This is a genomic window from Amycolatopsis iheyensis (assembly GCF_024703995.1).
Classification (GTDB): domain Bacteria; phylum Actinomycetota; class Actinomycetes; order Mycobacteriales; family Pseudonocardiaceae; genus Amycolatopsis; species Amycolatopsis iheyensis.
In genome coordinates, this window is sequence record NZ_JAMXQV010000014.1 from 43730 (window position 1) to 66022 (window position 22293).

22 protein-coding genes, 1 tRNA gene and 1 pseudogene are annotated in these 22293 nt (G+C 70.4%); 11 read left to right on the forward strand and 13 right to left on the reverse strand.

What is annotated here, in order from left to right:
• Positions 1–88 precede the first annotated feature (88 nt).
• Positions 89–355 (reverse strand): cell division protein CrgA, encoded by a 267-nt coding sequence (gene crgA / locus M8542_RS25490; protein WP_257922762.1) that lies wholly within the window; start codon positions 353–355, stop codon positions 89–91.
• Positions 356–541: 186 nt separating this feature from the next.
• On the opposite strand from crgA, the gene M8542_RS25495 reads away from it, so the two are divergent.
• The 4 genes from M8542_RS25495 (at position 542) to M8542_RS25510 (ending at position 3283) form a co-directional block, all read left to right on the forward strand.
• Positions 542–1642 (forward strand): class E sortase, encoded by a 1101-nt coding sequence (locus M8542_RS25495; protein ID WP_372508599.1) that lies wholly within the window; start codon positions 542–544, stop codon positions 1640–1642.
• Positions 1642–1797 (forward strand): hypothetical protein, encoded by a 156-nt coding sequence (locus M8542_RS25500; protein ID WP_086675995.1) that lies wholly within the window; start codon positions 1642–1644, stop codon positions 1795–1797. The genes M8542_RS25495 and M8542_RS25500 overlap by 1 nt, the downstream gene beginning before the upstream one ends.
• A gap of 116 nt (positions 1798–1913) precedes the next feature.
• Positions 1914–2297, forward strand: a complete 384-nt coding sequence (locus M8542_RS25505; protein ID WP_257922763.1) for a protein-tyrosine phosphatase family protein — start codon at positions 1914–1916, stop codon at positions 2295–2297.
• Positions 2294–3283 carry an LLM class flavin-dependent oxidoreductase gene (locus M8542_RS25510; RefSeq protein WP_257922764.1) on the forward strand — a complete coding sequence of 330 codons (990 nt, stop codon included), beginning with the start codon at positions 2294–2296 and terminating at the stop codon, positions 3281–3283. The genes M8542_RS25505 and M8542_RS25510 overlap by 4 nt, the downstream gene beginning before the upstream one ends.
• On the opposite strand, the gene M8542_RS25515 is transcribed toward M8542_RS25510, so the two are convergent.
• The 3 genes from M8542_RS25515 to M8542_RS25525 all read right to left on the reverse strand — a co-directional run bounded on the left by M8542_RS25515 (position 3252) and on the right by M8542_RS25525 (position 5181).
• Complete coding sequence (locus tag M8542_RS25515; protein ID WP_257922765.1) at positions 3252–3644, reverse strand: SCO5389 family protein; 393 nt, start codon at positions 3642–3644, stop codon at positions 3252–3254. The genes M8542_RS25510 and M8542_RS25515 overlap by 32 nt on opposite strands.
• 92 nt (positions 3645–3736) lie before the next feature.
• Positions 3737–4471: an ABC transporter permease gene (locus tag M8542_RS25520; RefSeq protein WP_257922766.1), complete on the reverse strand. Its 735-nt coding sequence runs from the start codon at positions 4469–4471 to the stop codon at positions 3737–3739.
• Positions 4468–5181 (reverse strand): ABC transporter ATP-binding protein, encoded by a 714-nt coding sequence (locus M8542_RS25525; RefSeq protein WP_257922767.1) that lies wholly within the window; start codon positions 5179–5181, stop codon positions 4468–4470. Before M8542_RS25525 ends, M8542_RS25520 begins: the two co-directional genes overlap by 4 nt.
• A 170-nt stretch (positions 5182–5351) precedes the next feature.
• On the opposite strand from M8542_RS25525, the gene M8542_RS25530 reads away from it, so the two are divergent.
• Positions 5352–7172: a sensor histidine kinase gene (locus M8542_RS25530; RefSeq protein WP_257922768.1), complete on the forward strand. Its 1821-nt coding sequence runs from the start codon at positions 5352–5354 to the stop codon at positions 7170–7172.
• Positions 7112–7766, forward strand: a pseudogene (locus M8542_RS25535) (response regulator). Before M8542_RS25530 ends, M8542_RS25535 begins: the two are co-directional and overlap by 61 nt.
• On the opposite strand, the gene M8542_RS25540 reads toward M8542_RS25535, so the two are convergent.
• A complete protein-coding gene (locus M8542_RS25540; protein ID WP_257922769.1) occupies positions 7763–9082 on the reverse strand; it encodes an FAD-dependent oxidoreductase in 1320 nt (439 codons plus the stop codon). The pseudogene M8542_RS25535 and the gene M8542_RS25540 sit on opposite strands and share 4 nt — an antisense overlap.
• A gap of 112 nt (positions 9083–9194) precedes the next feature.
• Here M8542_RS25540 and M8542_RS25545 point away from each other — a divergent pair, with 112 nt between their 5' ends.
• From M8542_RS25545 to M8542_RS25560, 4 genes are all read left to right on the forward strand, one after another.
• Positions 9195–9839 carry an aminodeoxychorismate/anthranilate synthase component II gene (locus M8542_RS25545; RefSeq protein ID WP_257922770.1) on the forward strand — a complete coding sequence of 215 codons (645 nt, stop codon included), beginning with the start codon at positions 9195–9197 and terminating at the stop codon, positions 9837–9839.
• Complete coding sequence (locus M8542_RS25550) at positions 9836–10627, forward strand: ABC transporter ATP-binding protein (RefSeq protein ID WP_257922771.1); 792 nt, start codon at positions 9836–9838, stop codon at positions 10625–10627. The genes M8542_RS25545 and M8542_RS25550 overlap by 4 nt, the downstream gene beginning before the upstream one ends.
• Positions 10615–11256: a hypothetical protein gene (locus M8542_RS25555; protein ID WP_257922772.1), complete on the forward strand. Its 642-nt coding sequence runs from the start codon at positions 10615–10617 to the stop codon at positions 11254–11256. The genes M8542_RS25550 and M8542_RS25555 overlap by 13 nt, the downstream gene beginning before the upstream one ends.
• Positions 11257–11356: 100 nt before the next feature.
• The gene (locus M8542_RS25560) at positions 11357–11674 is read left to right on the forward strand and encodes an effector-associated constant component EACC1 (RefSeq protein WP_257922773.1); all 318 of its coding nucleotides are present in this window, start codon (positions 11357–11359) and stop codon (positions 11672–11674) included.
• Positions 11675–11728: 54 nt separating this feature from the next.
• Here M8542_RS25560 and pknB read toward each other — a convergent pair whose 3' ends face one another.
• The 7 genes from pknB to M8542_RS25595 form a co-directional block, all read right to left on the reverse strand.
• Positions 11729–13696 carry a Stk1 family PASTA domain-containing Ser/Thr kinase gene (pknB, locus tag M8542_RS25565; RefSeq protein ID WP_257922774.1) on the reverse strand — a complete coding sequence of 656 codons (1968 nt, stop codon included), beginning with the start codon at positions 13694–13696 and terminating at the stop codon, positions 11729–11731.
• Entirely contained in the window at positions 13693–15003 is a 1311-nt protein-coding gene (locus M8542_RS25570; RefSeq protein ID WP_257922775.1) for a serine/threonine-protein kinase, read from the reverse strand. The genes pknB and M8542_RS25570 overlap by 4 nt, the downstream gene beginning before the upstream one ends.
• A gap of 3 nt (positions 15004–15006) precedes the next feature.
• Positions 15007–16476: a peptidoglycan D,D-transpeptidase FtsI family protein gene (locus M8542_RS25575; RefSeq protein WP_257922776.1), complete on the reverse strand. Its 1470-nt coding sequence runs from the start codon at positions 16474–16476 to the stop codon at positions 15007–15009.
• Positions 16473–17957, reverse strand: coding sequence for an FtsW/RodA/SpoVE family cell cycle protein (locus M8542_RS25580; RefSeq protein ID WP_257922777.1), 1485 nt, complete (start codon positions 17955–17957; stop codon positions 16473–16475). Before M8542_RS25580 ends, M8542_RS25575 begins: the two co-directional genes overlap by 4 nt.
• Positions 17957–19354, reverse strand: a complete 1398-nt coding sequence (locus M8542_RS25585) for a PP2C family protein-serine/threonine phosphatase (protein WP_257922778.1) — start codon at positions 19352–19354, stop codon at positions 17957–17959. Before M8542_RS25585 ends, M8542_RS25580 begins: the two co-directional genes overlap by 1 nt.
• Positions 19351–19812 carry an FHA domain-containing protein FhaB/FipA gene (locus M8542_RS25590; protein ID WP_003079002.1) on the reverse strand — a complete coding sequence of 154 codons (462 nt, stop codon included), beginning with the start codon at positions 19810–19812 and terminating at the stop codon, positions 19351–19353. Before M8542_RS25590 ends, M8542_RS25585 begins: the two co-directional genes overlap by 4 nt.
• 101 nt (positions 19813–19913) lie before the next feature.
• Positions 19914–21143, reverse strand: a complete 1230-nt coding sequence (locus M8542_RS25595) for an FHA domain-containing protein (RefSeq protein ID WP_257922779.1) — start codon at positions 21141–21143, stop codon at positions 19914–19916.
• A 130-nt stretch (positions 21144–21273) separates the two neighbouring features.
• Here M8542_RS25595 and M8542_RS25600 point away from each other — a divergent pair.
• A tRNA-Leu gene (locus M8542_RS25600) sits at positions 21274–21356 on the forward strand.
• A gap of 135 nt (positions 21357–21491) precedes the next feature.
• Here M8542_RS25600 and M8542_RS25605 read toward each other — a convergent pair.
• A complete protein-coding gene (locus M8542_RS25605; RefSeq protein ID WP_257922780.1) occupies positions 21492–22232 on the reverse strand; it encodes a S1 family peptidase in 741 nt (246 codons plus the stop codon).
• Positions 22233–22293: the final 61 nt, after the last annotated feature.

Here is a 22293-nt window from a genome sequence, read left to right on the forward strand (position 1 = left end):
GGTGGGGTAGTTATCCACAGGGGTTATCCACACTGGGGATGAGTCACACCGGTGTAATTCGGCGTCAAGCCGCCATTTGGAGTAATTATCAACGCCAGCGCATAGTCATCAGCAGACCCGCGATCATCAGCGCGAACCCGCCGGCGAAGTTCCAGTTGCCCAGGTCGGCCATCCAGGAGATCTTGTCCCCGGCGATGTAGTTCACCAGGAGCCACACCAGGCCCAGGAGCATCAACCCGAACATCGGGATCTTCCAGGCCAGGCCACTGGGGCCGGCGGCCCGCACCTTCACCGGCGTACGCCGGTCGGCAGGCGGGGTGTAAGCGGTCTTCTTGCGGACCTTGGACTTGGGCATCGTGTGTTCCTCGCGGTGCTCTTCGGGCTCGTCTGGTGGCGATGTCCCGCTGAGGGTGCGCAACCAGCGCCACGTGCACACGTTAACGTAAACGACGGTAGGAAAGCAGCGGCCAGGAGTGGTCGGATTTCCCGTACCGTGACGTCGGGGTCACCAAGTGTTCGACGCGGCTTGAGAGGAGCTTGCGTGGCTACACGCGAAGGGCCGGAAGACGACCGGCGCAGACACCCCGGTCAGCGGCCCGTGCCCCAGCGCCGCCAGCCGCCAACGCCGCCCGGCGGCCAGGTGCCGCCGCGCCCCGGTCAGCGTGGTGCGCAGCAGCCGCCGCGTGATCCGCAGGGCCGGCCGCCCCGCCGTCCGCAGGGCCCGCCCCGGCGCTACACCAGCCCGCCCCCGCCGCCCGGCGCGAACGAAGAGACCGTCATCTTCGCCCCGGTCGGGAAGGGTGGCACCGCGACCGCCGAGAAGCCCGCCCCGGCCCCGCTGGGCAGGGGCGGTGTCGCGATCCGGACGGCCGGCGAAGTCCTCATCACGCTCGGCCTGGTCGTGCTGCTGTTCATGGTCTACGAGCTGTACGTGACCGACCTGTTCTCCGCGGGCAAGCAGTCCGAGGCGAGCGACCAGCTCGACGGCGAGTGGGCGCACGACCGCACGCTGCACCCCGAGCTGGTCGACGGCAAGGCGTTCGCCCGGATCCACATCCCGACGTTCGGCGTCGACTACAACTTCACGATCCAGGAGGGCACCGACGACAAGGCCCTCGAAGTCGGCCCCGGCCACTACAAGGGCACGTCGCTGCCCGGTGAGCCCGGCAACTTCGCCGTCGCCGGCCACCGCGTCGGCAAGGGCGCCCCGTTCAACGACCTGGACAACCTCTCCTCCTGTGACCAGATCGTGATCGAAACCTCGACCGACTTCTACATCTACAAGGTCCTGCCCTACGACGACGAGATCGACGACTGGGCCGGCGCAAAGGGCGCGGACCCGAAGTGCAAGGGCGTCTCGACGCTGCGCGACGCCAACGCCGAGGGCGGCGGCGCCTACAGCGAGACCTTCGGCCGCAAGGTCGTGCTGCCCAGCGAGGGCACCGCGGTGAACCCGGTCCCGTACAAGGACGCCGAAGCGCTGCCGAAGGCCCAGCAGGCCGCGCTGCTCACGCTCACCACCTGCCACCCGCAGTTCTCCGCCAAGGAACGGCTCATCATCACCTCGGTGCTGACCCAGCAGGTGCCGAAGAACCAGGTCAAGGACTACGGCGACCTGCTCTCGAAGATCGGGGAAGCCTGATGTACGCCTGGCTCTGGCGGAAGTTCCCGGGCCCGTTCGCGGTGAAGCTGACGATCGCGGTGGTCCTCGCGCTCGGCGTCGTCGCGCTGCTGATGTTCGTGGTGTTCCCGTGGCTGGAGCCCCGGCTGTGGTTCAACGAGGTCGCGGTCAACTGAAGACGCGGAACAAGCACCGCCGGGAACCACCGCCGGAAGACCCGTGGAACGAGATCGGGCCCCGGCTGTGGGTGGGCGGGCACGTCCGGATCGGCCCCGAGGGCGAGGAGCCCGTGGTGCTCCGGCGTGAGTTCGACCTCGTGCTCAGCCTGTACCAGCGCGAAGGCCACGGCCCGCCGCCCGACATCGAACACCACTTCGCCGAGATGCCGGACGGGCCGCTGACCGCGGCCCAGATCGCCGACGTCGAGCGGTTCGCCGTGCTCGCGGCCGAGGCCGTCCGCGCCGGCCGCCTGACCCTCGTGCGCTGCCACACCGGGCTCAACCGGTCCGCTCTGGTCGGTGCGCAGGCACTCGTCGAACTCGGGCTCGGCGTGCCCGCGGCCATCGACCGCATCCGGCAGCGGCGCTCACCACGGGCGTTGCACAACCGCCTGTTCGTCCAGTATCTGGAGACCGGGCTGCCCGCCGCGCGGCTCCTGGCCGGGCTGGACGCTTGAGGTTCGGCGTCTTCCTGGTCAGCGGCCGCTTCCCGGGCCAGTCGGACGGCGACGTCCTGCGCCGATCGGTCCGGGCCGCCGAGCTGGCCGAAGCAGCCGGCTTCGACGACGTCTGGTTCGCCGAGCACCACTTCCTGCCCTACGGCGTCTGCCCGTCGGCGATCACGCTCGCCGCGCACGTGCTCGGCCGGACGTCGCGGATCGGGGTCGGGACCGCGGTGAGCGTCCTGTCCACGACGCATCCCGTGGCGCTGGCCGAGCAGTGGGCGCTGCTCGACGCCGTTTCCGGCGGCCGGCTGCGGCTCGGCGTCGGGCGGGGTGGGCCGTGGCAGGACCTCGAGGTGTTCGGCACCGGGCTGGACCGCTACGAGACCGGGTTCGAAGAAACCCTCGACGTCTTCCTGAGGGCGGCCACCGGCCGGGTCGGAGCCGAGGGAAGGCACTTCGCCTTCCGGGAGGTGCCGCTGGTGCCGGCCCCGGAACGGCGGCCGGACGTCGTCGTCGCGTGTGGTGGGCCGAAGTCCGACGCGGTGCGCCAAGCGGCCGCGCGAAACCTGCCACTGCTGCTCGGCCTGCACGCCGGCGACGAGGAGAAGGCCGCCACCGTCGCGGCCTACGGGAAGCCCGCGAACCACGTCTCGACCGTGCTCTGCCAGGTCGGCGACGTCGACGTCGTCCGCGAAGCACTGCCGGGCTGGCTGAAGGACGGGCTCGGCGCGCACGTCACGGTCGACGGGCGACCCGGGCCGGCGCGGGACCCGGGGGAGTACACCGAACAGCTCTGCGCGATCCACCCGGTCGGCACCGCGGCCCACTGCGTCCGGACCCTGGGAACGAGCCTCCGGCGCACCGGCGTCGGCCACGTGCTGATGCTCGTGGAGGCGTCCGGTACGCCGGAGGGGACGTACGAGAACATCGCGCGGATCGGCGCCGAGGTGCTGCCCGCGCTGCGGGCTAGCAGTCCCGCAGCTCCGGGCTCTGGTTGAGCAGCTGGCCGCGCGGCGAAACGAACGCGCGGTAGCGGTCGCCGTCGAGCTCGGAGTTCTTGAACACGGCGACCCGGTGGCAGTTCTGGAAGGCCAGCTTGACGCCGAAGTGGCGCTCGAGGCCGCCGCGGATCGCGTCCGAGGCCAGGGCCCGCAGCAACTGGCCGCGGGCGGCCTCGCTCGGGGGCGGCGTCTCGTTGTCGGCGAAGCCGTCGGCCGCGCCCTCGGCGTCGGCGATGACGCCGGTGATGACCTCCCAGGCGTAGGGCAGGGATTCCTTGACGCAGGTGACGAACTCGGCGTCGGTGACCTCGCCGCGCTCGGCCTTCTCCAGCAGCGCGGGTGACACGTCCAGGGACATCGAACCTCCAGTTTGAGCAGGGCCACCCTCTTGGCTACCGGCCGGGTGTCCGGGCCACAAGAGAAAACGATGATCATCACCAATATGGCGGATCACTCCCAGCGGAAGAGCTTCGCCGCCAGCGCCGTCCCGATCACCGCGAAGCCCGCGAGCACGAGCAGCTGCAGCGGCTGCACGCCCGAGCCGGTCCAGGTGTCCTGCAGCGGCTGGGTGCCCGGCGGCAGGTAGTCGCCGATTCGCTGCAGGACCGCAGGCATCAGCGGCCGCGGCAGGTACACGCCGCCGAAGAACATCGTCGGGACGAACGCGACCAGTGCGAACGCGCCGGCCGACTTCGCCGTCCGGGCGACCGACGCCGCCAGCAGGCCGAACGAGAACATCGAGACCGTGCCGAGCAGCAGCGTCAGCAGGAACAGCAGCGGGTGCTTCGGCATCGGGACGTCGTAGACCGCGTTGGCCACGCCCAGCGTCACGCCGATGCCCGCCAGCGCGACGACGACGTGGATCAGCAGCTGCGCGCCCAGCAGGTTCGCCGGGTGCACCGGGGTCGTGGCCAGCCGGCGCAGGACGCCCTGCTCGCGGTAGGTCGCGACGGCCGCCGGGATCGACTGCAGCGCCAGCATCGCGAGGCTGACGACGATCACCGACGGCACCCAGGCGTCGATGAACCGGGCGCCGCCGGTCTTGTCACTGGGCTCGGTCATGCCGGGGATGGCCCCGACCGCCAGCAGCACCGCGGCCGGCATCAGCAGGCCCGCGATGGCCATGATCGGCGTGCGGAGGAAGAGCTTGGCTTCGGTGGTGGTGATCTTGGCGAAGGTGTTCACAGCGTGCTCCTCGTGAGCGAGACGAACGCGTCGTCCAGAGTGGCGGCGTCGACGGACTGGCGGAGCTCGGCGGGGGTGCCGGTGGCGACCACGCGCCCGGCGTCGAAGATCGCGACGCGGTCGCACAGCCGCTCGGCCTCGTCCATGAAGTGGGTGACCAGCAGGACCGTGACGCCGGTGGCGCGCACGCCCTCGACCAGCTGCCACGTTTCGCGGCGGGCGTGCGGGTCGAGCCCGGTGGTCAGCTCGTCGAGGATGGCCAGCTCGGGGTTGCCGACCAGCGCCAGCGCGATCGACACGCGCTGCTTCTGGCCGCCGGAGAGCTTCCCGAAGTAGCTGCGGGCGTGGTCGCGGAGGTCGAGCCGGTCGAGCAGGCCGTCGACGTCGGCGGGCTCGGGGTAGCAGGAGGCGAACAGCTCCAGCGCCTCCCGCACCCGCAGCTTCGCCGGCAGCCGGCTCTCCTGCAGCTGGACGCCGACGCGGCGGGTCAGCGCGACCCGGTCGGTGGCCGGGTCGAGGCCGAGCACGGAGATCGTGCCGCCGTCGGCGCGGCGCAGGCCCTGGAGACATTCGACGGTGGTGGTCTTCCCCGCGCCGTTCGTGCCGAGGATGCCGAAGACTTCGCCGCGCTCGACGGTGAACGAAACGCCGTCGACCGCGACCCGGCTGCCGTAGCTCTTGCGGAGATCGGTGACTTCGATGAGTGGCATGGCTACGAAACTACGAAGGTTCGCGGCCGCGCAGAATGACGCTGAATCCCCAGCTCAAGTAGGGTTTTGCTGACACGGGGGTGGGGCTGGGCCCACCCCGTTCGGGGAGTTTCGGCCAGTGCGCGGACGTGGTCGGTGCGGCGATGATCCCGGGGGAAGGAGGTGCGGTGATGACGTACCTGCGAGCGCTCGGGCGGGCGGGCGCGCTGGCCGCGTTCGCCTTGCTCAGCTGGGTGGACGTGCTGGTCGAGCTGATCGCGTTCGCGCTGCTGTGCGTCGGGCTGGTCTTCTTCCTCGGCCCCGCGGTCGAGTGGGCGCGTGGCCGCTCGACGGTCGCGCGGACGCTGGCCGCGCGTTGGTGCGGGGTCGAGATCGAGCCGCCCTACCAGCCCGAACCGCCGGAGCCGGTGCGCGAGCGCGACGGCTGGTACCGCGACGGCAACCAGCTCTACAAGCGCGCGTTCTGGATCCGCTGGCAGCACCGGCTCACGTGGGCGCTGGAGGACCCGGCGGCGGGGCGTGAGTTCACCTGGCAGCTGGTGAACCCGCTGGTCACGCTGCTGTTGCCGGTGGCCGTCCTGCTCGGCGGTCCCGCCGTGCTGCCCGGTTACGGCCACTGGACGCGCTGGTGGCTCGGCCCCCGGCCGCCCGCCGAGCCGCGCCGGAACTGGTTGCACCGGCACGTCGAATCGCTTGGTCACCAGGTCGGGTTGCTGGCGGTTTCCGTGGTGCAGCTGGTCTTCGCGATCGTCCAGCTGGTCGTGATGGTCTTCCTCATGCCGGTGGCCACCCCGGTCGTGCTGGCGAACCGGAAGATCACGGACACGCTGCGCCGGGAGATCGGGAACTGGACGGGCGTGTCGATCACGCGACCGTACCTGCCGCCGCCGGGGTTGCCCGTGCCTCGCCCCGACGGGCTCTACCAGGCTGGTAACCAGCTGTACGAGGAGCCGTTCTGGCCGCTCCAGCACGCCCGCACGCGGTGGGTCTACCGGGACCGCGCCACCTGGCGCGACCTCGCCGGCGCCGTGCTCTTCCCACTGGTTTCGGTGGTCCTCGTCCTGCCGACGGTCGCGCTGGTCAGCCGGGGAGTGGTCGGCCTCGCCGCACTTTGGGTGTGGCGGCCGTTCGTCTCGTCGCCGATCGACTGGTTCCCGCTGCCGGCGGTGTCGACGCACCTCGGCGCGCTCGCGCAGACCCCCGCCATGCTGGCGATGGTCGTCGCGGGCCTGCTGCCGACGACCTGGCTGGCCCGGCACCAAGCGCGCTTCGCGCGGGTCTGGCTGGGCCCGACGGAGGCGACCCGGCTCGCCGCCCGCGTCGAACGGCTGAAGCAGACCCGCACCGACGTCACGGTCACCCAAGCGGCGGAGCTGCGGCGGATCGAACGCGACCTGCACGACGGGATCCAGTCGCGGCTGGTCGCGATAGGGCTGAAGCTCGGCGCGGTCGAGGCGCTGGTGGACACCGACCCGGCCGCGGCGAAACGGCTCGCGGCCGAGCTGCGGACGGCGTCGTCGGAGGCGTTGACCGAGCTGCGGGTGCTGATCCGCGGCATCCACCCGCCGGTGTTGTCCGAACGCGGGCTGCTGGACGCCGTGCGAGCGATGGCGCTGGACAGCCCGCTGAAGGCGGAGGTCACCGGCTCGCTGCCGGGCCGCGTCGAGGAGCCGGTGGAGGCGTGCGCGTACTTCGCGGTGTCGGAGCTGCTGGGCAACGCGGCGAAGCACGGCTCGAAGCGCGCGTCGATCGAGGTGGGCTTCGAGGACCACCTGCTGACGATCGTGGTGACCGACGACGGTCCCGGCGGCGCCGTTCCGGCGCGGGGTTCGGGGCTGCGCGGAATCGAGCGCCGGCTCGGTGGCTTCGACGGTAGGTTGACCCTGACCAGCCCGATCGGCGGGCCGACCAGGGCGATGGTGGAGATCCCGTGTCAGCTCGACCCAGAACCGTCGTCGCCGAGGACCAGTACCTCCTCCGAGACGGCCTGACGCACCTCCTGGCGGCGCACGGTTTCGACGTCGTCGCGGCGGTCGGCAGCGGCCCGGAACTGGCGGCAGCACTGCGCGAACACCGGCCCGAAGTGTCCATTGTGGACGTCCGGATGCCGCCGACGAACACCGACGAAGGGCTGCAGGTTTCGCTGGCCGCCCGCCGCGAAATCCCCGGACTGCCGATTCTCGTGCTGTCGCAGCACGTCGAGCAGCTCTACGCCCGCGAACTGCTCGCCGACGGCACCGGCGCGATCGGGCTACCTGCTGAAGGACCGCGTCTTCAACGCCGACCAGTTCATCGACGCGGTCCGCCGGGTCGCGGCCGGCGGCACCGTGATGGACCCCGAAGTGATCGCGAAACTCCTGTCCGGCAACGCATCCGACCCGCTCGCCGCGCTGACCCCGCGCGAACGCGAGGTCCTCGGCCTGATGGCGGAAGGCTGCTCGAACGCGGCGATCGCGGCCCGGCTGCACTTCAGCGAAGGCGCGGTCGGCAAGCACACGGCGAACATCTTCGCCAAGCTCGGCATCTCGGCTTCGGATGACACGAACCGCCGGGTGCTCGCCGTCCTCGCGTACCTGGGTTCCTAGTCGCGCGAGACGCGCGTCATCTCTTCGCGCTCCACGACCTTGATGCGCTCACGGCCCGCCGCGAGCCCGAGCGCCTTCTCGTGCGAGTCGAGCTTGCCCCAGCCTTCCCAGGTGGTGAACGGGATTCCGCGGGCGGCCAGGAAGTCGAGGATCGCGTCGGGCGAGTCGTACTTCGGGGCCTGCAGGGTGTCCGCGTCCGCCAGCACGCTCGCGATGGTCTCCGCCGCGTCGCCCTTGGTGTGGCCGATCAGGCCGATCGGGCCACGCTTGATCCAGCCCGTCACGTACACGCCCGGCAGCTGGTTCTCGTCGAGGTCCAGCACCCGGCCCGCCTGGTTCGGCACCACGCCGTTGACGTGGTCGAACGGGATTTCCGGCAGGTGCGACGAGAGGTAGCCGACCGCGCGGTACACGGCCTGGACGTCCCAGTCGTGGAACTCGCCCGTGCCGCGGACGTTGCCGTCGCCGGTCAGCTCGGTGCGTTCGGTCCGCAGGCCGGTCACCCGGCCGTCCTCGCCGGTGATCTCGGTGGGCGAGTGGAAGAAGTGCAGGTGCAGCCGCTTCGGGCGCGAGCCGGGCTCGCGGATCGCCCACTCCTGCAACGTCTTCACGACCATGTCGATCTGCTTCGACGCGCGCAACGCCGCGATGCTGCCGTCGTCGAACTCGATGTCCTCCGGCGACACGATGACCTCGACGTTCGGCGAGTGGTCCAGCTCCCGCAGCTCCAGCGGCGTGAACTTCGCCTGCGCCGGCCCACGCCGGCCGAAGACGTGCACGTCGGTGATCGGGCTGGCCTTCAGCCCCTGGTAGACGTTGTCCGGGATGTCGGTGGTCAGCAGCTCGTCGGCCGTCTTCGCGAGGATGCGCGCGACGTCCAGGGCGACGTTCCCGACGCCGAGGACGGCGACCGAGGTCGCGGTCAGCGGCCAGCTGCGCGGCACGTCCGGGTGGCCGTCGTACCAGGACACGAAGTCCGCGGCGCCGTGGCTGCCGTCGAGGTCGACGCCCGGGATGTCGAGCGCGCGGTCGGCGGACGCGCCGGTCGAGAAGATCACCGCGTCGTAGAACTCACGCAGCTCGTCGAGCTTGATGTCGGTGCCGTAGTCGATGTTGCCCAGCAACCGGATGTTCGGCTTGTCGAGCACCTTGTGCAGGGCGGTCACGATGCCCTTGATGCGCGGGTGGTCGGGCGCGACGCCGTAGCGGATCAACCCGAAGGGCGCCGGCATGCGCTCGAAGAGGTCGATCGTCACGTCGGCGTCGGACTTGTCCAGGATGTCGGCGGCGTAGATACCCGCGGGGCCAGCGCCCACGACGGCTACGCGAAGAGATCGAGTCACACCCTCCACGGTAAGTTAGGGTCACCTAACAAAAAATGTGATTTGCGGTACGGTCCACCAAGTGGGAGCCGGTAGGCTCGGCGTCATGCGTGTTCTCGTCGTCGACAACTACGACAGCTTCGTCTACAACCTGGTCCAGTACCTGGCCCAGCTCGGCGCCGACTGCACGGTCTGGCGCAACGACGTCGTGGACCTCGACCGCGTGCCCGAGTTCGACGCCGTGCTCGTCTCGCCCGGGCCGGGCACTCCCGAACGCGCAGGTCAGAGCATCGACGTCATCCGCAAGTGCGCCGAGACGCGCACCCCGATGCTCGGCGTCTGCCTCGGCCACCAGGCCCTCGGCGTCGTCTACGGGGCGACCGTCGACCGCGCGCCCGAGCTGCTGCACGGCAAGACGAGCCAGGTGCGCCACGAAGGCGCCGGCGTCCTCAAGAACCTGCCCGACGAGTTCACCGCCACCCGGTACCACTCCTTGACCGTCCTGCCGGAGACCATCTCCGACGCCGTCTTCGAGGTCACCGGGCGCACCGAGTCCGGCATCGTGATGGGCATGCGCCACCGGGAGCTGCCGCTGGAAGGCGTCCAGTTCCACCCGGAGTCCGTGCTCACCGAGGGCGGCCACCGGATGCTGGCGAACTGGCTGGCGCTGGCCGGCCACCCCGTCGACCCCGTCCGCGTCGACGAGCTCGAGCGGGCGACCAAGGCGCTCCAGAAGGCCGCTGTTGCGTGATCCGGCTCGAGGGGGTCGGCAAGTGGTACGGACGGGGTGACTTCGTCCTGCACGACGTCGACCTCCGCGTCGAGCCCGGGCACGTCGTGGGCGTGCTCGGCAGCAACGGCTCCGGGAAGTCGACCTTGCTGCGGATCATGGCCGGCGTCTCGCACGCCACCACCGGCACCGTCACCGGCACCCCGCGGATCGGCTACCTGCCCGACCGCTTCCCGGCCGGGCAGCGGATGGGCGCCCGCGCCTACCTGCGGCACATGGCCCGCATCCACGGGCTCACCGACCTGTCGGTGATCGACCCGCTGCTCGAGCGGCTCGCGCTCGTCGGCGGGCCGACCGCGCCGCTGCGCACGCTGTCCAAGGGCAACGCGCAGAAAGTCGGCCTCGCGCAGGCCGTCATGGTGCGGCCCGACCTGCTGATCCTCGACGAGCCGTGGTCCGGGCTCGACGTCGGCACGCACGCGATCCTGGGTGAGCTCGTCGCCGAGACGCGGGCGCGCGGGGCGAGCGTGGTGTTCACCGACCACCGGCCGCAGGTGGTGCACGACCACGCCGACGTCGTGCACCTCATGACCGACGGCCGGCTCACGGCCGAGAGCGCCGAGCCGACCACGCGGATCGTGCTCCGCGGGCGCGGCACCGACTGGGCGGACGAACCCGGCGTGCGGCACGCGGTCGTCGAAGGCGCGCAGTTCGTGCTCACCGTCGAAGTCGCGAGCGTGGACGCGGTGCTGCTGCGGGCGTTGAAGGACGGCTGGTCGGTGCGGGAGGTGGCGCCGTGCTCGCCATGACCCGGTACTACCTGGCGCTGCTCGGGCATTCCCAGCGGTACCTGCCGGCGTTGCTGGCCTACCTCGCGCTGTGCGTGATCCTCTACGCCGACCCGCACTCGCCGCCGCTGCCGCTGTTCGGCGTGAGCGCCGGCGGGCTCCTGGTCGTCTCGTGCTGGCTGACCATCGCGTTGCTCGACATCGAGGACCCGGTGCAGCGGCTGGTCACCCTGAGCCACGCGCGCCAGTGGCGGCGGATGATCACCGGTGCGATCTTCACCGTGCTGGCCTGCTCGCTGGTCCTGACGGTGATCACCGAGGCGTGGTCGGCGCTCAAGTCGTTCAAGGTCCAGCCGGCCGCGCTGGGCATCGGGCTGCTCGCTCACATCGCGTGCGCGCTGCTGGGCATCGCGATCGCGTTGCCGTGTTCGCGGCTGCTGGTGCACCGGATCGGCTGGACGGTGCTCGCTGCCGTGCTCACCCTGGTCGTCGTCCTGCTGGCGAAGATCCCGCTGGTCCACCCGCTGCTGCACGCCCTGACCGACGAAGAGCCGGTCGGCGGCCCGCTGGTGCTGGCCGTCGTGACGTCGGTGGTGGTGCTCGCCGCGAGCTTCCTGGTCGTGTCGACGCTCGTCCGCCGCCGGTCCTGACTGCAAATTGCAGATTTCAATTTCCAACGCGGACTTCCAGCGGGACCGCCCGGACGGCTAAGGTTCGGGTCCTCTCCGGTTCCGGGTGAAGGGAGCACGGGTGACGGCGGGGATCGTCGCGATCACCGGGCCAGACACCGACGGCGAGCTCAGCGAGCTCGCCGCCTGGCTGCGCGGCGAAGACGAGCTCCGCGGCCGCGTCCAGCTCTTCGACGCCGTCGTGGTCGGCGTGACCAGCAACTCCGCCGCCGTCTTCTGCCGGTCGCTCTTCGCGTGGCTGCGGCGCTGCCGCGAGGCCCGCGTCTCCCTGAAGGTCAAACGCTCGGGCGCCGCCGAGGAGCTCGAGCTCGACTGCGGGCCGGCCAGCGACGCCGACCAGGTGCTCGGCGCCGTCCAGCACTTCCTCGACAAAGCCTGAAACACGAAAGAGGCCCGCACGGACGAACCGTGCGGGCCTCTTCGATGACCGGGATCAGCCGCCCGAGCCGGTCGACGTCGTCGGGAACAAGCCGCCTTCCGAGACCGAGACCGTGACGTCCTGGTCCTTGTCGATCTGCGAGCCAGCCGACGGGTTCTGCCGGGTGATCGTGCCTTCCGGCTCCCGGCTGAGCTTGTCCGACTGCTGCTTGATCGAGCCGGTCCAGCCCATGCTCCGCAGCTTCGACTCCGCCTCGTCGACCGTCATGCGGAGCAGGCTCGGCATCTGGATCTGGGTCTGGCTCTGGTCGGGACCGGTCGACACGGTCAGCGTGATCACGCTGCCCGCCGCCACCGAACCACCGTTCGGCTGCTGGGTGATGACCGAGTCCTTCGGCACCGTGTCCGAGGCCTGGTCGACCTTCTTCGTCGTGAAGCCCTGGCCCTCCAGCGCCGCCTTGGCCTGCGAGTACGGCTTGCCGGTGAAGTCCTGGACCTGCTTGAGCGCCTTGGACTTGCCGACCGTGATCTTCACGCTGGTGCCCTGGTTGACCTCGGTCCCCGCGGTCGGCGTCTGCTGCTGCACCAGGCCGGCCTGGGCCGGGTCGCTGACCTCGACCTCTTGGACGTCCGTGTCCAGCGTCAGCTTCGCGTCCTTCAACGCCTGCTCGGCGTCGTCGCGCGTCTTGTTCTTGAGGTCCGGCACGCTCGCCTTGCCCGGCGCGACACCCACGTACAGCGTGATCTTCGCGCTCGTGGCGACCGGCGTCCCGACGTTGGGGTCGACCTTGACGACGTTGTTGATGTCGTTCTCACCGCACTGCGGGTCGCCGTTCGTCGGTGTCACCCCGCACGTGACGTTCTTCGTCTCGAGCGTCTTGAAGCCCTTGCCGCTGAGGGTCTCCCGAGCCTGCGGGACCGTCTGGTGCAGGACGTCCGGGATCGCCACCGTGGCCGCGTCGTCGTTGCTCTTGAACGCGTTGGACAGCCACATGATCAGCAGCACCGCGCCGAGCACGAACACGGCGGCCAGCACGGCCAGGATGGTCCGGCGGCGGCGCTTGGCCTTCGGGTCCTCGTCGTCCGGCTCGTTGTACTCCTCGTAGCGCTGCGGCTGCCGCCGGTCGGCGTTCATCACCTGCGTGCGCTCGTCTTCGGACATCACCATCGGCGCGGCCGGGCGCTGGCCCGACAGCGTGCGCACCAGGTCCGAGCGCATCTCCGCGGCCGACTGGTAGCGGTTCGCCGGGCCCTTGGCCAGCGCCTTCAGCACGACGGCGTCCAGCTCCGGGGCCACCGCCGGGTTCACCGACGACGGCGGGTTCGGGTCTTCCCGGACGTGCTGGTAGGCCACCGCGACCGGGGAGTCGCCGGTGAACGGCGGCTCGCCGGTGATCAGCTCGTAGAGCACGCAGCCGGCGGCGTAGACGTCGGACCGCGCGTCGACCGACTCACCGCGGGCCTGCTCCGGCGACAGGTACTGCGCCGTGCCGATCACCGCGGCGGTCTGCGTCATCGCGGACTGGCCGTCGTGCATCGCGCGCGCGATGCCGAAGTCCATCACCTTGACGGCGCCGTTCTTCGTGATCATCACGTTGGCCGGCTTGACGTCGCGGTGCACGATGCCGTGGCGGTGCGAGAAGTCCAGCGCCGCGCAGACGTCGGCCATGACCTCCATGGCTCGCTTCTGCGACATCGGGCCTTCGGTCTTGACGATGTCGCGCAGCGTCCGGCCTTCGACGTACTCCATGACGATGTACGGCAGCGGGCCGAACTCGGTGTTCGCCTCACCGGTGTCGTAGACCGCGACGATCGCCGGGTGGTTCAGGGCGGCGGCGTTCTGCGCCTCGCGGCGGAAGCGCTCCTGGAACTGCGGGTCCCTGGCGAGGTCGGCACGGAGGATCTTGATCGCGACTTCCCGGCCGAGGCGCACGTCGTGGCCGTGATGGACCTCGGACATGCCTCCGTAGCCGAGCGTTTCGCCCAGCTCGTACCGGTTGGAGAGCAGTCTGGGTGTGCTCATCTCTGGGTGCCGTTCCATTCCGTCCAAGGTGTGGTCATGATGCCTTGCTGGCCATCGTCGGTCGTGCCGGGAGTGTCCGCCGGATAGGCACTCGAAGCGGGCGGCTCCTCGGTGGGCGGTTGTCTGCCCGGGACCACCTGGCTCGACGTCTGACCGGTGTGCGGCGGCGAGCCGGAGCTGCCGATCATCTTCGCGATCAGCACGATGCCCGCCACCAGGACAACGAGCAGGATGGCCGCGAGCAGCGCCCACCAGCCCCACTGGGTCTTCTTCCGGGCGGCCGGCGCCATGGCCGGGCGCACCGCGGGCCGGGACGGCGGGCCGATGACGACCATCGGGTTCACCGCCGGCGACTGCGGGCCGATCGGCACGTGCTGCTGCTGCGGCGGGACCGGCTGCTGGACCGGCTGCTGTGGCACGGCCGGCTGCTGGCCGGTGAACGCTGCGTTGACCAGCCCGGACGGCGTCGGCAGCGGCAGCCCGGCGCGGACCGCGGCGACGGCGGCCGCGAACTCACCGCCGCTGTTGTAGCGCTGCCGCGGGTCCTTGACCAGGGTCGCCTCGATCACCGCGCGCGCGGCGGGCGGGACGTCCGGCGGCAGCGGTGGCGCGATGTCGCGGATGTGCATCATCGCGACCGTGACGGCGTTCTCGGACAGGAACGGCCGGTGCCCGGCGAGGCACTCGTACCCGCACACGGCCAGCGAGTAGACGTCGGACGCCGGCTCGGCCGGGTGCCCGAGCGCCTGCTCCGGCGCGATGTAGTGCGCGGTGCCCATGACCATGCCGGACCGGGTGACCGGCGCCGCGTCGGCCGCCTTCGCCACCCCGAAGTCGGTGATCTTCACCTGGCCCGCCGACGTCACCAGGATGTTGCCCGGCTTGACGTCGCGGTGCACCAGGCCTTGCTCGTGCGCGGCCTGCAGCGCGTTGCCCGCCTGCTCGAGCATGTCGAGCGTGAACTCCGCCGACAGCCGCCCGTGCTTGGCCAGCAGCCCGGCCAGCGGGTCGCCGTCGACGAGCTCCATCACCAGGTAGGCGATCGAGAGGTCACCGTCGAAGACGGTCTCGCCGTAGTCGTGCACCGCCGCGATGCCGGGGTGGTTGAGCGACGCCGTCATCCGCGCTTCGGTGCGGAAGCGGTGCAGGAACTCGGCGTCACCGGAGAGCTCGGCCTTGAGGATCTTGACGGCCACGGTCCGGTCCAGCCGGGTGTCGCTGGCCTGCCAGACCTCGCCCATCCCGCCGACGGCGATCCGGCTCGTCAGCTTGTAGCGGTCGGCCAGGAGCTGACCGGAGGACAGCATGCGCTATCCACCCCCGAGCTTCGCGTTGATGGCCGCGCGGCCGATTTCCGAAGCGACCTTGCCGCCCGTCGCGGCCAGGCCGCGGTCGCCGCCGCTTTCGACGATCACGGCGACCGCGATCTGCGGGTTGTCGGCGGGGGCGAAGGCGGTGTACCACGCGTGCGGGGCGGTGTTCTTGGAGTCCGTGCCGTGCTCGGCGGTGCCGGTCTTCGACGCGATCTGGATGTCCGGGCGCTTGCCGCCACCGGCGGTGAAGCCCTCGGAAGCGATCATCATGTCCTTGAGGATCGCGGCGTTCGACGACGACAGCGCCGGGGTGCCGGTGAGCTCGGTCGGGCTGTAGTCCTCGATGGTCGAGAGGTCCGGCGCCAGCACCGACTGCACCAGCTGCGGCTTCATCGCCATTCCGCCGTTGGCCACGGTGGCCGCGAGCAGGCAGTCCTGCAGCGGGGTGATCCGGACGTCACGCTGGCCGATGCCGCTCTGGTAGAGCGCGCCCTGGGAGTCCAGCGGGCCGACGGTCGACGGCGCGACCCGCATCGGCACGGTCAGGTCGGTCTGGCCGATGCCGAAGTTCGCCGCCGTCTTCTTCATCTTGTCCGCGCCGAGCTGGCCGGCGAACTCCGCGAACGGCACGTTGCACGAGTGCGCGAGCGCGTCCTTGAAGGTGCTGCCCGGGCAGGCCGCGCCCGCGTAGTTCTCCAGCGTCACGCTCGTGCCGGGGAGCTTCGTGTTCGGCGCCGGGTTGACCGGAGTGTCCGGGCCCTTGCCGTCCTCGAGCGCGGCCGCCGCGGTGACCAGCTTGAACGTCGACCCCGGCGGGTAGGTCTCCGAGATCGCCCGGTTCAGCATGGGCTTCTTCGGGTCCTTGTTGTCCGAGGTCCACGCGTCGGTCTGCGTCTTCGACGTGTGCGAAGCCAGCTTGTTCGGGTCGTACGACGGCGTCGACACCATCGCCAGGATCCGGCCGGTGCTGGGCTCCATCGCGACGACGGCGCCGGTGTAGCCCTTCTGCGTCATCAGGTCGTAGGCGGCCTTCTGCACGGCCGGGTCGATGGTGAGCCGGACGTTGCCGCCGCTCGGGTCGCGGCCGGTGACCATGTCCGACAGCCGGCGCACGAACAGCCGCGGGTCGGAGCCGTTGAGCACGTCGTCCTCGGACCGCTCCAGGCCGCCCGCGCCGTAGTTGATCGAGTAGTAGCCGGTGACCGGCGCGTACATCGGGCCGTCGACGTAGGTCCGGATGTACTTGTACTTGTCGTTCGACGGCTGGACGCTCGCCAGCACTTCGCCGTTGGCCTGCGACACGATCTTGCCGCGCTGGCGCGAGAACTCGTCGTAGAGGACACGGGCGTTGCGGGGGTCGTTGCGGTAGTCGTCGGCCTTCACGACCTGGATGTAGGTGGCGTTGCCGAGCAGCAGGACGATCATCACGAGCATCGTCATGCCGACCTTGCGGAGCGGGGTGTTCATGCCTGGCCGCTCCCGTCCGCCGGCGGGCGCTGCACCAGCACGGTGTGCGCGTCGGCGATCGGCGCCTGCGGTTGCTGCTGCTGCGGCTTCGGGCGGGCCGCGGGACGGCGGGCCGCGTCGGAGATCCGGAGCAGCAGCGCGACGAGGATGTAGTTCGCCAGCAGCGACGAACCACCCCTGGACAGGAACGGGGCGGTGATACCGGTCTCCGGGATGAGTTTCGTGACCCCGCCGACGACGACGAAGATCTGCATGACCATGGTGAACGCCAGCCCGCCGCCGAGCAGCTTGCCGAACGTGTCGCGCACCGCGAGCGCGCTGCGCATGCCGCGCATCGCGACCAGCAGGTAGAGCATCAGCACCGCGGCCAGCCCGATGAAGCCGAGCTCCTCGCCGATCGCGGCGGTGATGAAGTCGGTGTTGGCCTCGGGCACCATGTCCGGCCGGCCGGCGCCGAGCCCGGTGCCGCCGACGCCGCCGGTGCCGAGCCCGAACAGGCTCTGCACCATCTGGTAGCCGGTGTCGTCCGCGTCGGCGAAGGGGTCGATCCAGTTCGCGACCCGCAGCTGGACGTGGGAGAAGAGGTTGTAGGCGATGATGCAGCCGCCGACGAAGAAGCTCAAGCCCAGCACGACCCAGATGGCCCGCTCGGTCGCGACGTACAGCATCATCAGGATCACGCTGAAGAACAGCAGCGACGAGCCGAGGTCCTTCTCGAAGACCAGGATGCCGATGCAGGCGAGCGCCGCGATCAGGATCGGGCCGAGGTCACGGGCCCGCGGCAGCTCGACGCCGACCAGTTTCTTGCCCGCCACCATGAACAGGTCCCGCTTCGACACCAGGAACGAAGCGAAGAAGACCATCAGCAGGATCTTCGCGAACTCGCCCGGCTGGATCGAGAAGAACGGCAGCTTCAGCCACACCTTGGCGCCGTTGACCTCGGACAGGCTCGACGGCAGCAGCGCGGGCAGGGCCAGCGCGACGATCCCGACGAGCCCCGAGGTGTAGCCGTAGCGGGTCAGCGTCCGGTGGTCGTTGACGACGATGAGCACCACGACGAAGAACACGAGCGAAACGACCGTGAACAGCACCTGGGTCGTGATGGCCGGCGAAAAGTCCCGGCCGTTCTGCAGGGCCTTCTCGGCGTAGGCCAGGTCGAGCCGGTGGATCATCACCAGGCCGATGCCGTTCAGCAGCGCGACGCAGGGGAGCAGCACGGGGTCCGCGTAGGGCGCCCACTTGCGCACCGCCACGTGCGCCGCGGCGAAGATGGCGAGGTAGGCGAGCCCCAGCCAGACGATCGACCAGGTGAGCTCCTGCTCCTGGTTCGCTTCGACCAGGACCAAAGCGATCGTCACGATGAACGCCGCGAACCCGAGCAGGAGCAGCTCGGTGTTGCGCCGCGTCGGGACGTCGCGGGGCGGGTTGGTCTGGAACTGCGCGGCGAGTGGCTCGGCGGCGCGCGCGACGGGCTGGCTCATCAGTTACCGCCTCCCGTCGTCGGTGCCGTCGAACTCGGCGTCGAGCAGTCCCTCCCCGCTGGCTGGTTCGCCGACGATGGAGCAGTGGAACCGGCCGGCGCCGACGGCGTTGTCGTCGGCACGACCGAAGTGGTCGGCGCCGTCGAGGTCTGACCGCCCGGCGGCGCGCAGTTGTTCAGGCGCTTGTGCAGCTGCAGGAAGTCGTCGATGTACTTCCGGGCGTCGTCGAGGCTGTCCTTCTTGACGCCGTTCTGCACCGCCAGCCGCGCGTCCTCCTGGAGCTGGTTGACGCGCAGCTTGTCCGTGCACACCTGGTTGGGCGGGCAGGAGCCCTGCTCGTAGGTGTGCAGGTCGATGCCGAGGATGCTGCCGGGGACGCCGCGGTAGATCACGACTTCCTCGTCCGCACCTTCGCCGACATAGTACTGACTCAGCACGAAGTACCGGGTGGCGATGGCGGCCGCGGCGAGCACCACGAGCACCACCAGCGCCCCGGCCAGCCAGCGGAACCGCTTCCGGCGCTTGGCCTTGGGATCTTCGGTGGGCTGCGGCAGCTCCGGGCGCGGCTGCGGCGGGGGCTGGGTCAGCGCCCTGGCCCGCGCCGCGGGCGAATCACCCTGGTGCCGCTCGTCGCTGCCGTCGCCGGCGGCGCCGCCCACGATGGGCGCGTCCTCGCCGAAGTCGACGTCGACGACGTCGGCGATGATCACCGTGACGTTGTCGGTGCCGCCGCCCTTGAGTGCCAGCTCGATCATCCGGTCCGCGCACTGCTGCGGGTCCGGGATCTGCACGGCCTCGGCCAGCGTCTCGTCGCTGACCATGCCGGACAGGCCGTCCGAGCAGATCAGGTACCGGTCGCCGGAGCGGGCCTCGCGCACGGTGAGGCTCGGCTCGACCTCGTGCCCGGTCAGCGCCTTGAGCAGCAGTGACCGCTGCGGGTGCACCGCCGCCTCTTCGGGCGTGATCCGGCCCTGTTCGAGGAGCTCGTTGACGAAGCTGTCGTCGCGCGTGATCTGCGCGAACTGGCCACCGCGCAACAGGTACGCGCGGGAGTCGCCGACGTGCACCAGGCCGAGGCGGTTGCCGGCGAACAGGACGGCGGTGAGCGTGGTGCCCATGCCGTCGAGGTCGGGGTCCTGCGAGACGAGTTCGGCGATGGCGGCGTTGCCGTTGGCCACCGCCTCGCGCAACTGGGCGAGGAGGTCGTCACCCGGCTCGTCGTCGTCGAGCGGCGCGAGCGAGGCGATGACGACCTTGCTGGCCACCTCACCCGCCGCGTGACCACCCATGCCGTCGGCGAGCGCGAGCAGGCGAGGGCCGGCGTACACGGAGTCCTGGTTGCTCGAACGCACCAGGCCCCGGTCGCTGCGGGCTGCGTAGCGGAGGACGAGAGTCATGGGCGAAGCTCGATCACCGTCTTGCCGATCCGGATGGGGACTCCGAGCGGGACCCGGAGGGGTGCAGTGACCTTAGCCCGGTCCAGGTAGGTCCCGTTCGTCGAGCCCAGATCTTCCACGTACCAGTCCTCACCGCGCTGGGCGATCCGGGCGTGCCGGGTCGACGCGTAGTCGTCGTCGAGCACCAACGTGGAGTCGTCGGCGCGGCCGATCAGGATCGGCCGGCCGTCCAGCGCGATGCGGGTCCCGGCGAGCGCGCCGTGCGTCACCAGCAGCTGCTGCGGCGACTTGCTGTTGCGCGGCTTCTTCTCCTTCTTGCGCCCGAAGGTCGGCACCTGGACGCGCATGCCCGACGCCGCGTAGAGGTCCGAGCGGACGACTCTGAGCGCGGCGAACACGAAGAGCCAGAGCAGCACGAGAAAGCCCACTCTGGTGAGTTGTACGACCAGCTCTGGCACTTGGTGTGTCCGCTCCCGACTTCATCCGCGCAGCCGCGACGCGGGTACGCCGCGGTCCCCCCGCACGTCAATTCTGCGGGAACAGTATTCCGTGCCCCCAGTCAGCCCTGTGTACGGAACACGAGGGAGGAATGCCCCACCCGGATGACGTCGCCATCCGCGAGCTGCCAGGTCTGGACCGGAGTGCCGTTCACGGTCGTGCCGTTGGTCGAGCCGATGTCGGCGAGCGTCGCGCTCTGGCCGTCCCAGGTGATCTCCAGGTGCCGGCGGGAGACGCCGGTGTCCGGGAGGCGGAAGTCGGCGTCCTGGCCGCGGCCCACGACGTTCCCGCCCTGCTTGAGCGAGTACGTGCGGTTCGAGCCGTCGTCGAGCTGCAGGCTCGCGGCGAGCTGGCGGCCCGGCGCGGGCTGGGCGTACCCGCCCTGCTGCTGGCCGTACGGGTCGCCGGCCGGCTGGCCGTACGCCTGCTGCTGGCCGTACTGGTCGTAGCCGCCCTGCTGCTGGCCGCCGTACTGGTCGTAGCCGGGCTGCTGCTGACCGCCGTACTGGTCGTACCCGGGCTGCTGGTAGCCGCCCTGGTCGTAGCCGCCCTGCTGGGGCTGCGCGTAACCCTGGTCGTAGCCGCCCTGCTGGGGCTGGCCGTAACCCTGGTCGTAGCCGCCCTGCTGGGGCTGCGCGTACCCGCCCTGGTCGTAGCCACCCTGCTGGTAGCCGCCCTGGTCGTAGCCGCCGCCCTGGGGCTGGCCGTAGCCACCTTGGTCGTAGCCACCCTGCTGCTGGCCGTAACCCTGGTCGTACCCGGGCTGCTGGCCACCCTGCTGTCCGTAGCCGTACTGGCCCTGCTGGCCGTACGGGTCACCCTGGTCGTATTGGCCGTAGCCGGGGGGCTGGCTCATTGCTGGGTCTCCTGCGTTGCTGGGTCGTGCCGACCGTGGTGAACCGGCGCCTGAGGGGCGGGCGTCGGGATCGACGGACGAACGGGTCTTGAACTGTCCAGTATGCAGCGCCTCGTTGCGCTCGAGTGATACGACGACGTCACCATAGGTGTCCAGGCCTTCGGCGGCGAGGTGTTCCGCCACCGCCTTGGCGAGGACCTGGGTGACGCGTTGCTCGTCACCGGCCATGCGTTCGTGGTCAGCCGCCCCCAGGGACACGATGTAGTGATTCGGGGCGAGCTGCCGACCGCCTGCCAGCTCACGAACGTTCTCCTCACTCTCCCGCTCGAGCGCGATCGCCACTTCCTGCGTGACGACGTTGCCACCGAACATGCGCGCGAAAGTGTTCCCCACCAGGTTCTCGAGTCGCCTGTCGAATCTCTCGGCGCGGCCCACCGGGGAAAACCTCCTCACGCTCGTGCTTCCGCATCGATCCTATCCGGGTGAGCGAGCCTCGACACGGCCCCCGGTGAAACCCGTCGAAACGACCTGCTAGTCTTCTCTTCGCTGTCAGAGAGAAGCACTCGGGCGAGTGGCGGAATGGCAGACGCGCACGGTTCAGGTCCGTGTGTCCGAAAGGACGTGAGGGTTCAACTCCCTCCTCGCCCACATCGAAAGGGCCCCGGCTGGTTGCCGGGGCCCTTTTTCGTGTGCCGTGGGCCGCCGCGGAAATTTCTGCCCGGGTGGGGAATATCACCCGTTTGGCTCTGCGTGGTGTTCGCTCACGGCGGACTTTCGGGTGTATCAGGCTGTCGATTTGGCGACCCAGGTCGCCAGCACGTCGGCCCGGCTCGTCGTCTCGATGCCCGCGTGGGGGCAGCCCGGGCCGGTCGCCTCGATCGCCACCAGCTCGGTCCCGGTGAAGTAGGGCGCGCCCGAGTCGTACAGGCACGCGCTCGTGGTGATGTCCGGGGCCGCGCCGCGGACGCCCAGGGTGGCCTGCTCGACCTTGGCGACCGCCACCGTGCCCTGCTGCATCCGGGTCGCCGGCTTGGGGTCCGTGCCGGTCAGGCTGCCCCAGCCGGCCAGCGTGAGCTGCTGGCCGACCTTCGGCACCGCGTGGCTCAGCTTCAGGGGCGCGACGGTCGTCACCGGGGTGTCGAGCTTGATCAGGGCGACGTCGCTGCCGGTGGCCTGGACCACCTCGGTCACCTTGCGGGCGACGCCCGACTCCGTCGCCTCGTCGACCAGGCCCAGCGTCGCCGTCGTGGGGTACGGCGTCTTCCCGGAGACGCGGTTGCGCTGGGCGTCGTGGAAGCAGTGCCCGGTGGTCAGGACCCAGCCGGGGGCGACCAGCGCGCCCGTGCAATAGCTGCTGTACGTCGAGCCGTCGGGGCGCGGGATCTTCGTCATCGCGAGCTTCGCGACGAACCCGAACTGCCCGGGTGGCACGTCGGACCCGTGGGCGATCCCCGGCGCGGCCAAGGCGGCGGGGGCGGTGGAGATGGTCAGGACAGCAGCGGCGAGCAGGGCGCGCAGGCGCATTCTTCCCCTTCGTCGAATCGGTGGTCGGCGTTCGACGTTAGGGCCGCGGCCTGCCCCGCGG

Bases quoted from the DNA above. Each gene is read 5' to 3' on its own strand.
- crgA (WP_257922762.1), bottom strand. From the start codon at position 355: ATGCCCAAGTCCAAGGTCCGCAAGAAGACCGCTTACACCCCGCCTGCC.
- M8542_RS25500 (WP_086675995.1), top strand. From the start codon at position 1,642: ATGTACGCCTGGCTCTGGCGGAAGTTCCCGGGCCCGTTCGCGGTGAAG.
- M8542_RS25515 (WP_257922765.1), bottom strand. From the start codon at position 3,644: ATGTCCCTGGACGTGTCACCCGCGCTGCTGGAGAAGGCCGAGCGCGGC.
- M8542_RS25525 (WP_257922767.1), bottom strand. From the start codon at position 5,181: ATGCCACTCATCGAAGTCACCGATCTCCGCAAGAGCTACGGCAGCCGG.
- M8542_RS25530 (WP_257922768.1), top strand. From the start codon at position 5,352: ATGACGTACCTGCGAGCGCTCGGGCGGGCGGGCGCGCTGGCCGCGTTC.
- M8542_RS25545 (WP_257922770.1), top strand. From the start codon at position 9,195: ATGCGTGTTCTCGTCGTCGACAACTACGACAGCTTCGTCTACAACCTG.
- pknB (WP_257922774.1), bottom strand. From the start codon at position 13,696: ATGAGCACACCCAGACTGCTCTCCAACCGGTACGAGCTGGGCGAAACG.
- M8542_RS25570 (WP_257922775.1), bottom strand. From the start codon at position 15,003: ATGCTGTCCTCCGGTCAGCTCCTGGCCGACCGCTACAAGCTGACGAGC.
- M8542_RS25575 (WP_257922776.1), bottom strand. From the start codon at position 16,476: ATGAACACCCCGCTCCGCAAGGTCGGCATGACGATGCTCGTGATGATC.
- M8542_RS25580 (WP_257922777.1), bottom strand. From the start codon at position 17,957: ATGAGCCAGCCCGTCGCGCGCGCCGCCGAGCCACTCGCCGCGCAGTTC.
- M8542_RS25585 (WP_257922778.1), bottom strand. From the start codon at position 19,354: ATGACTCTCGTCCTCCGCTACGCAGCCCGCAGCGACCGGGGCCTGGTG.
- M8542_RS25605 (WP_257922780.1), bottom strand. From the start codon at position 22,232: ATGCGCCTGCGCGCCCTGCTCGCCGCTGCTGTCCTGACCATCTCCACC.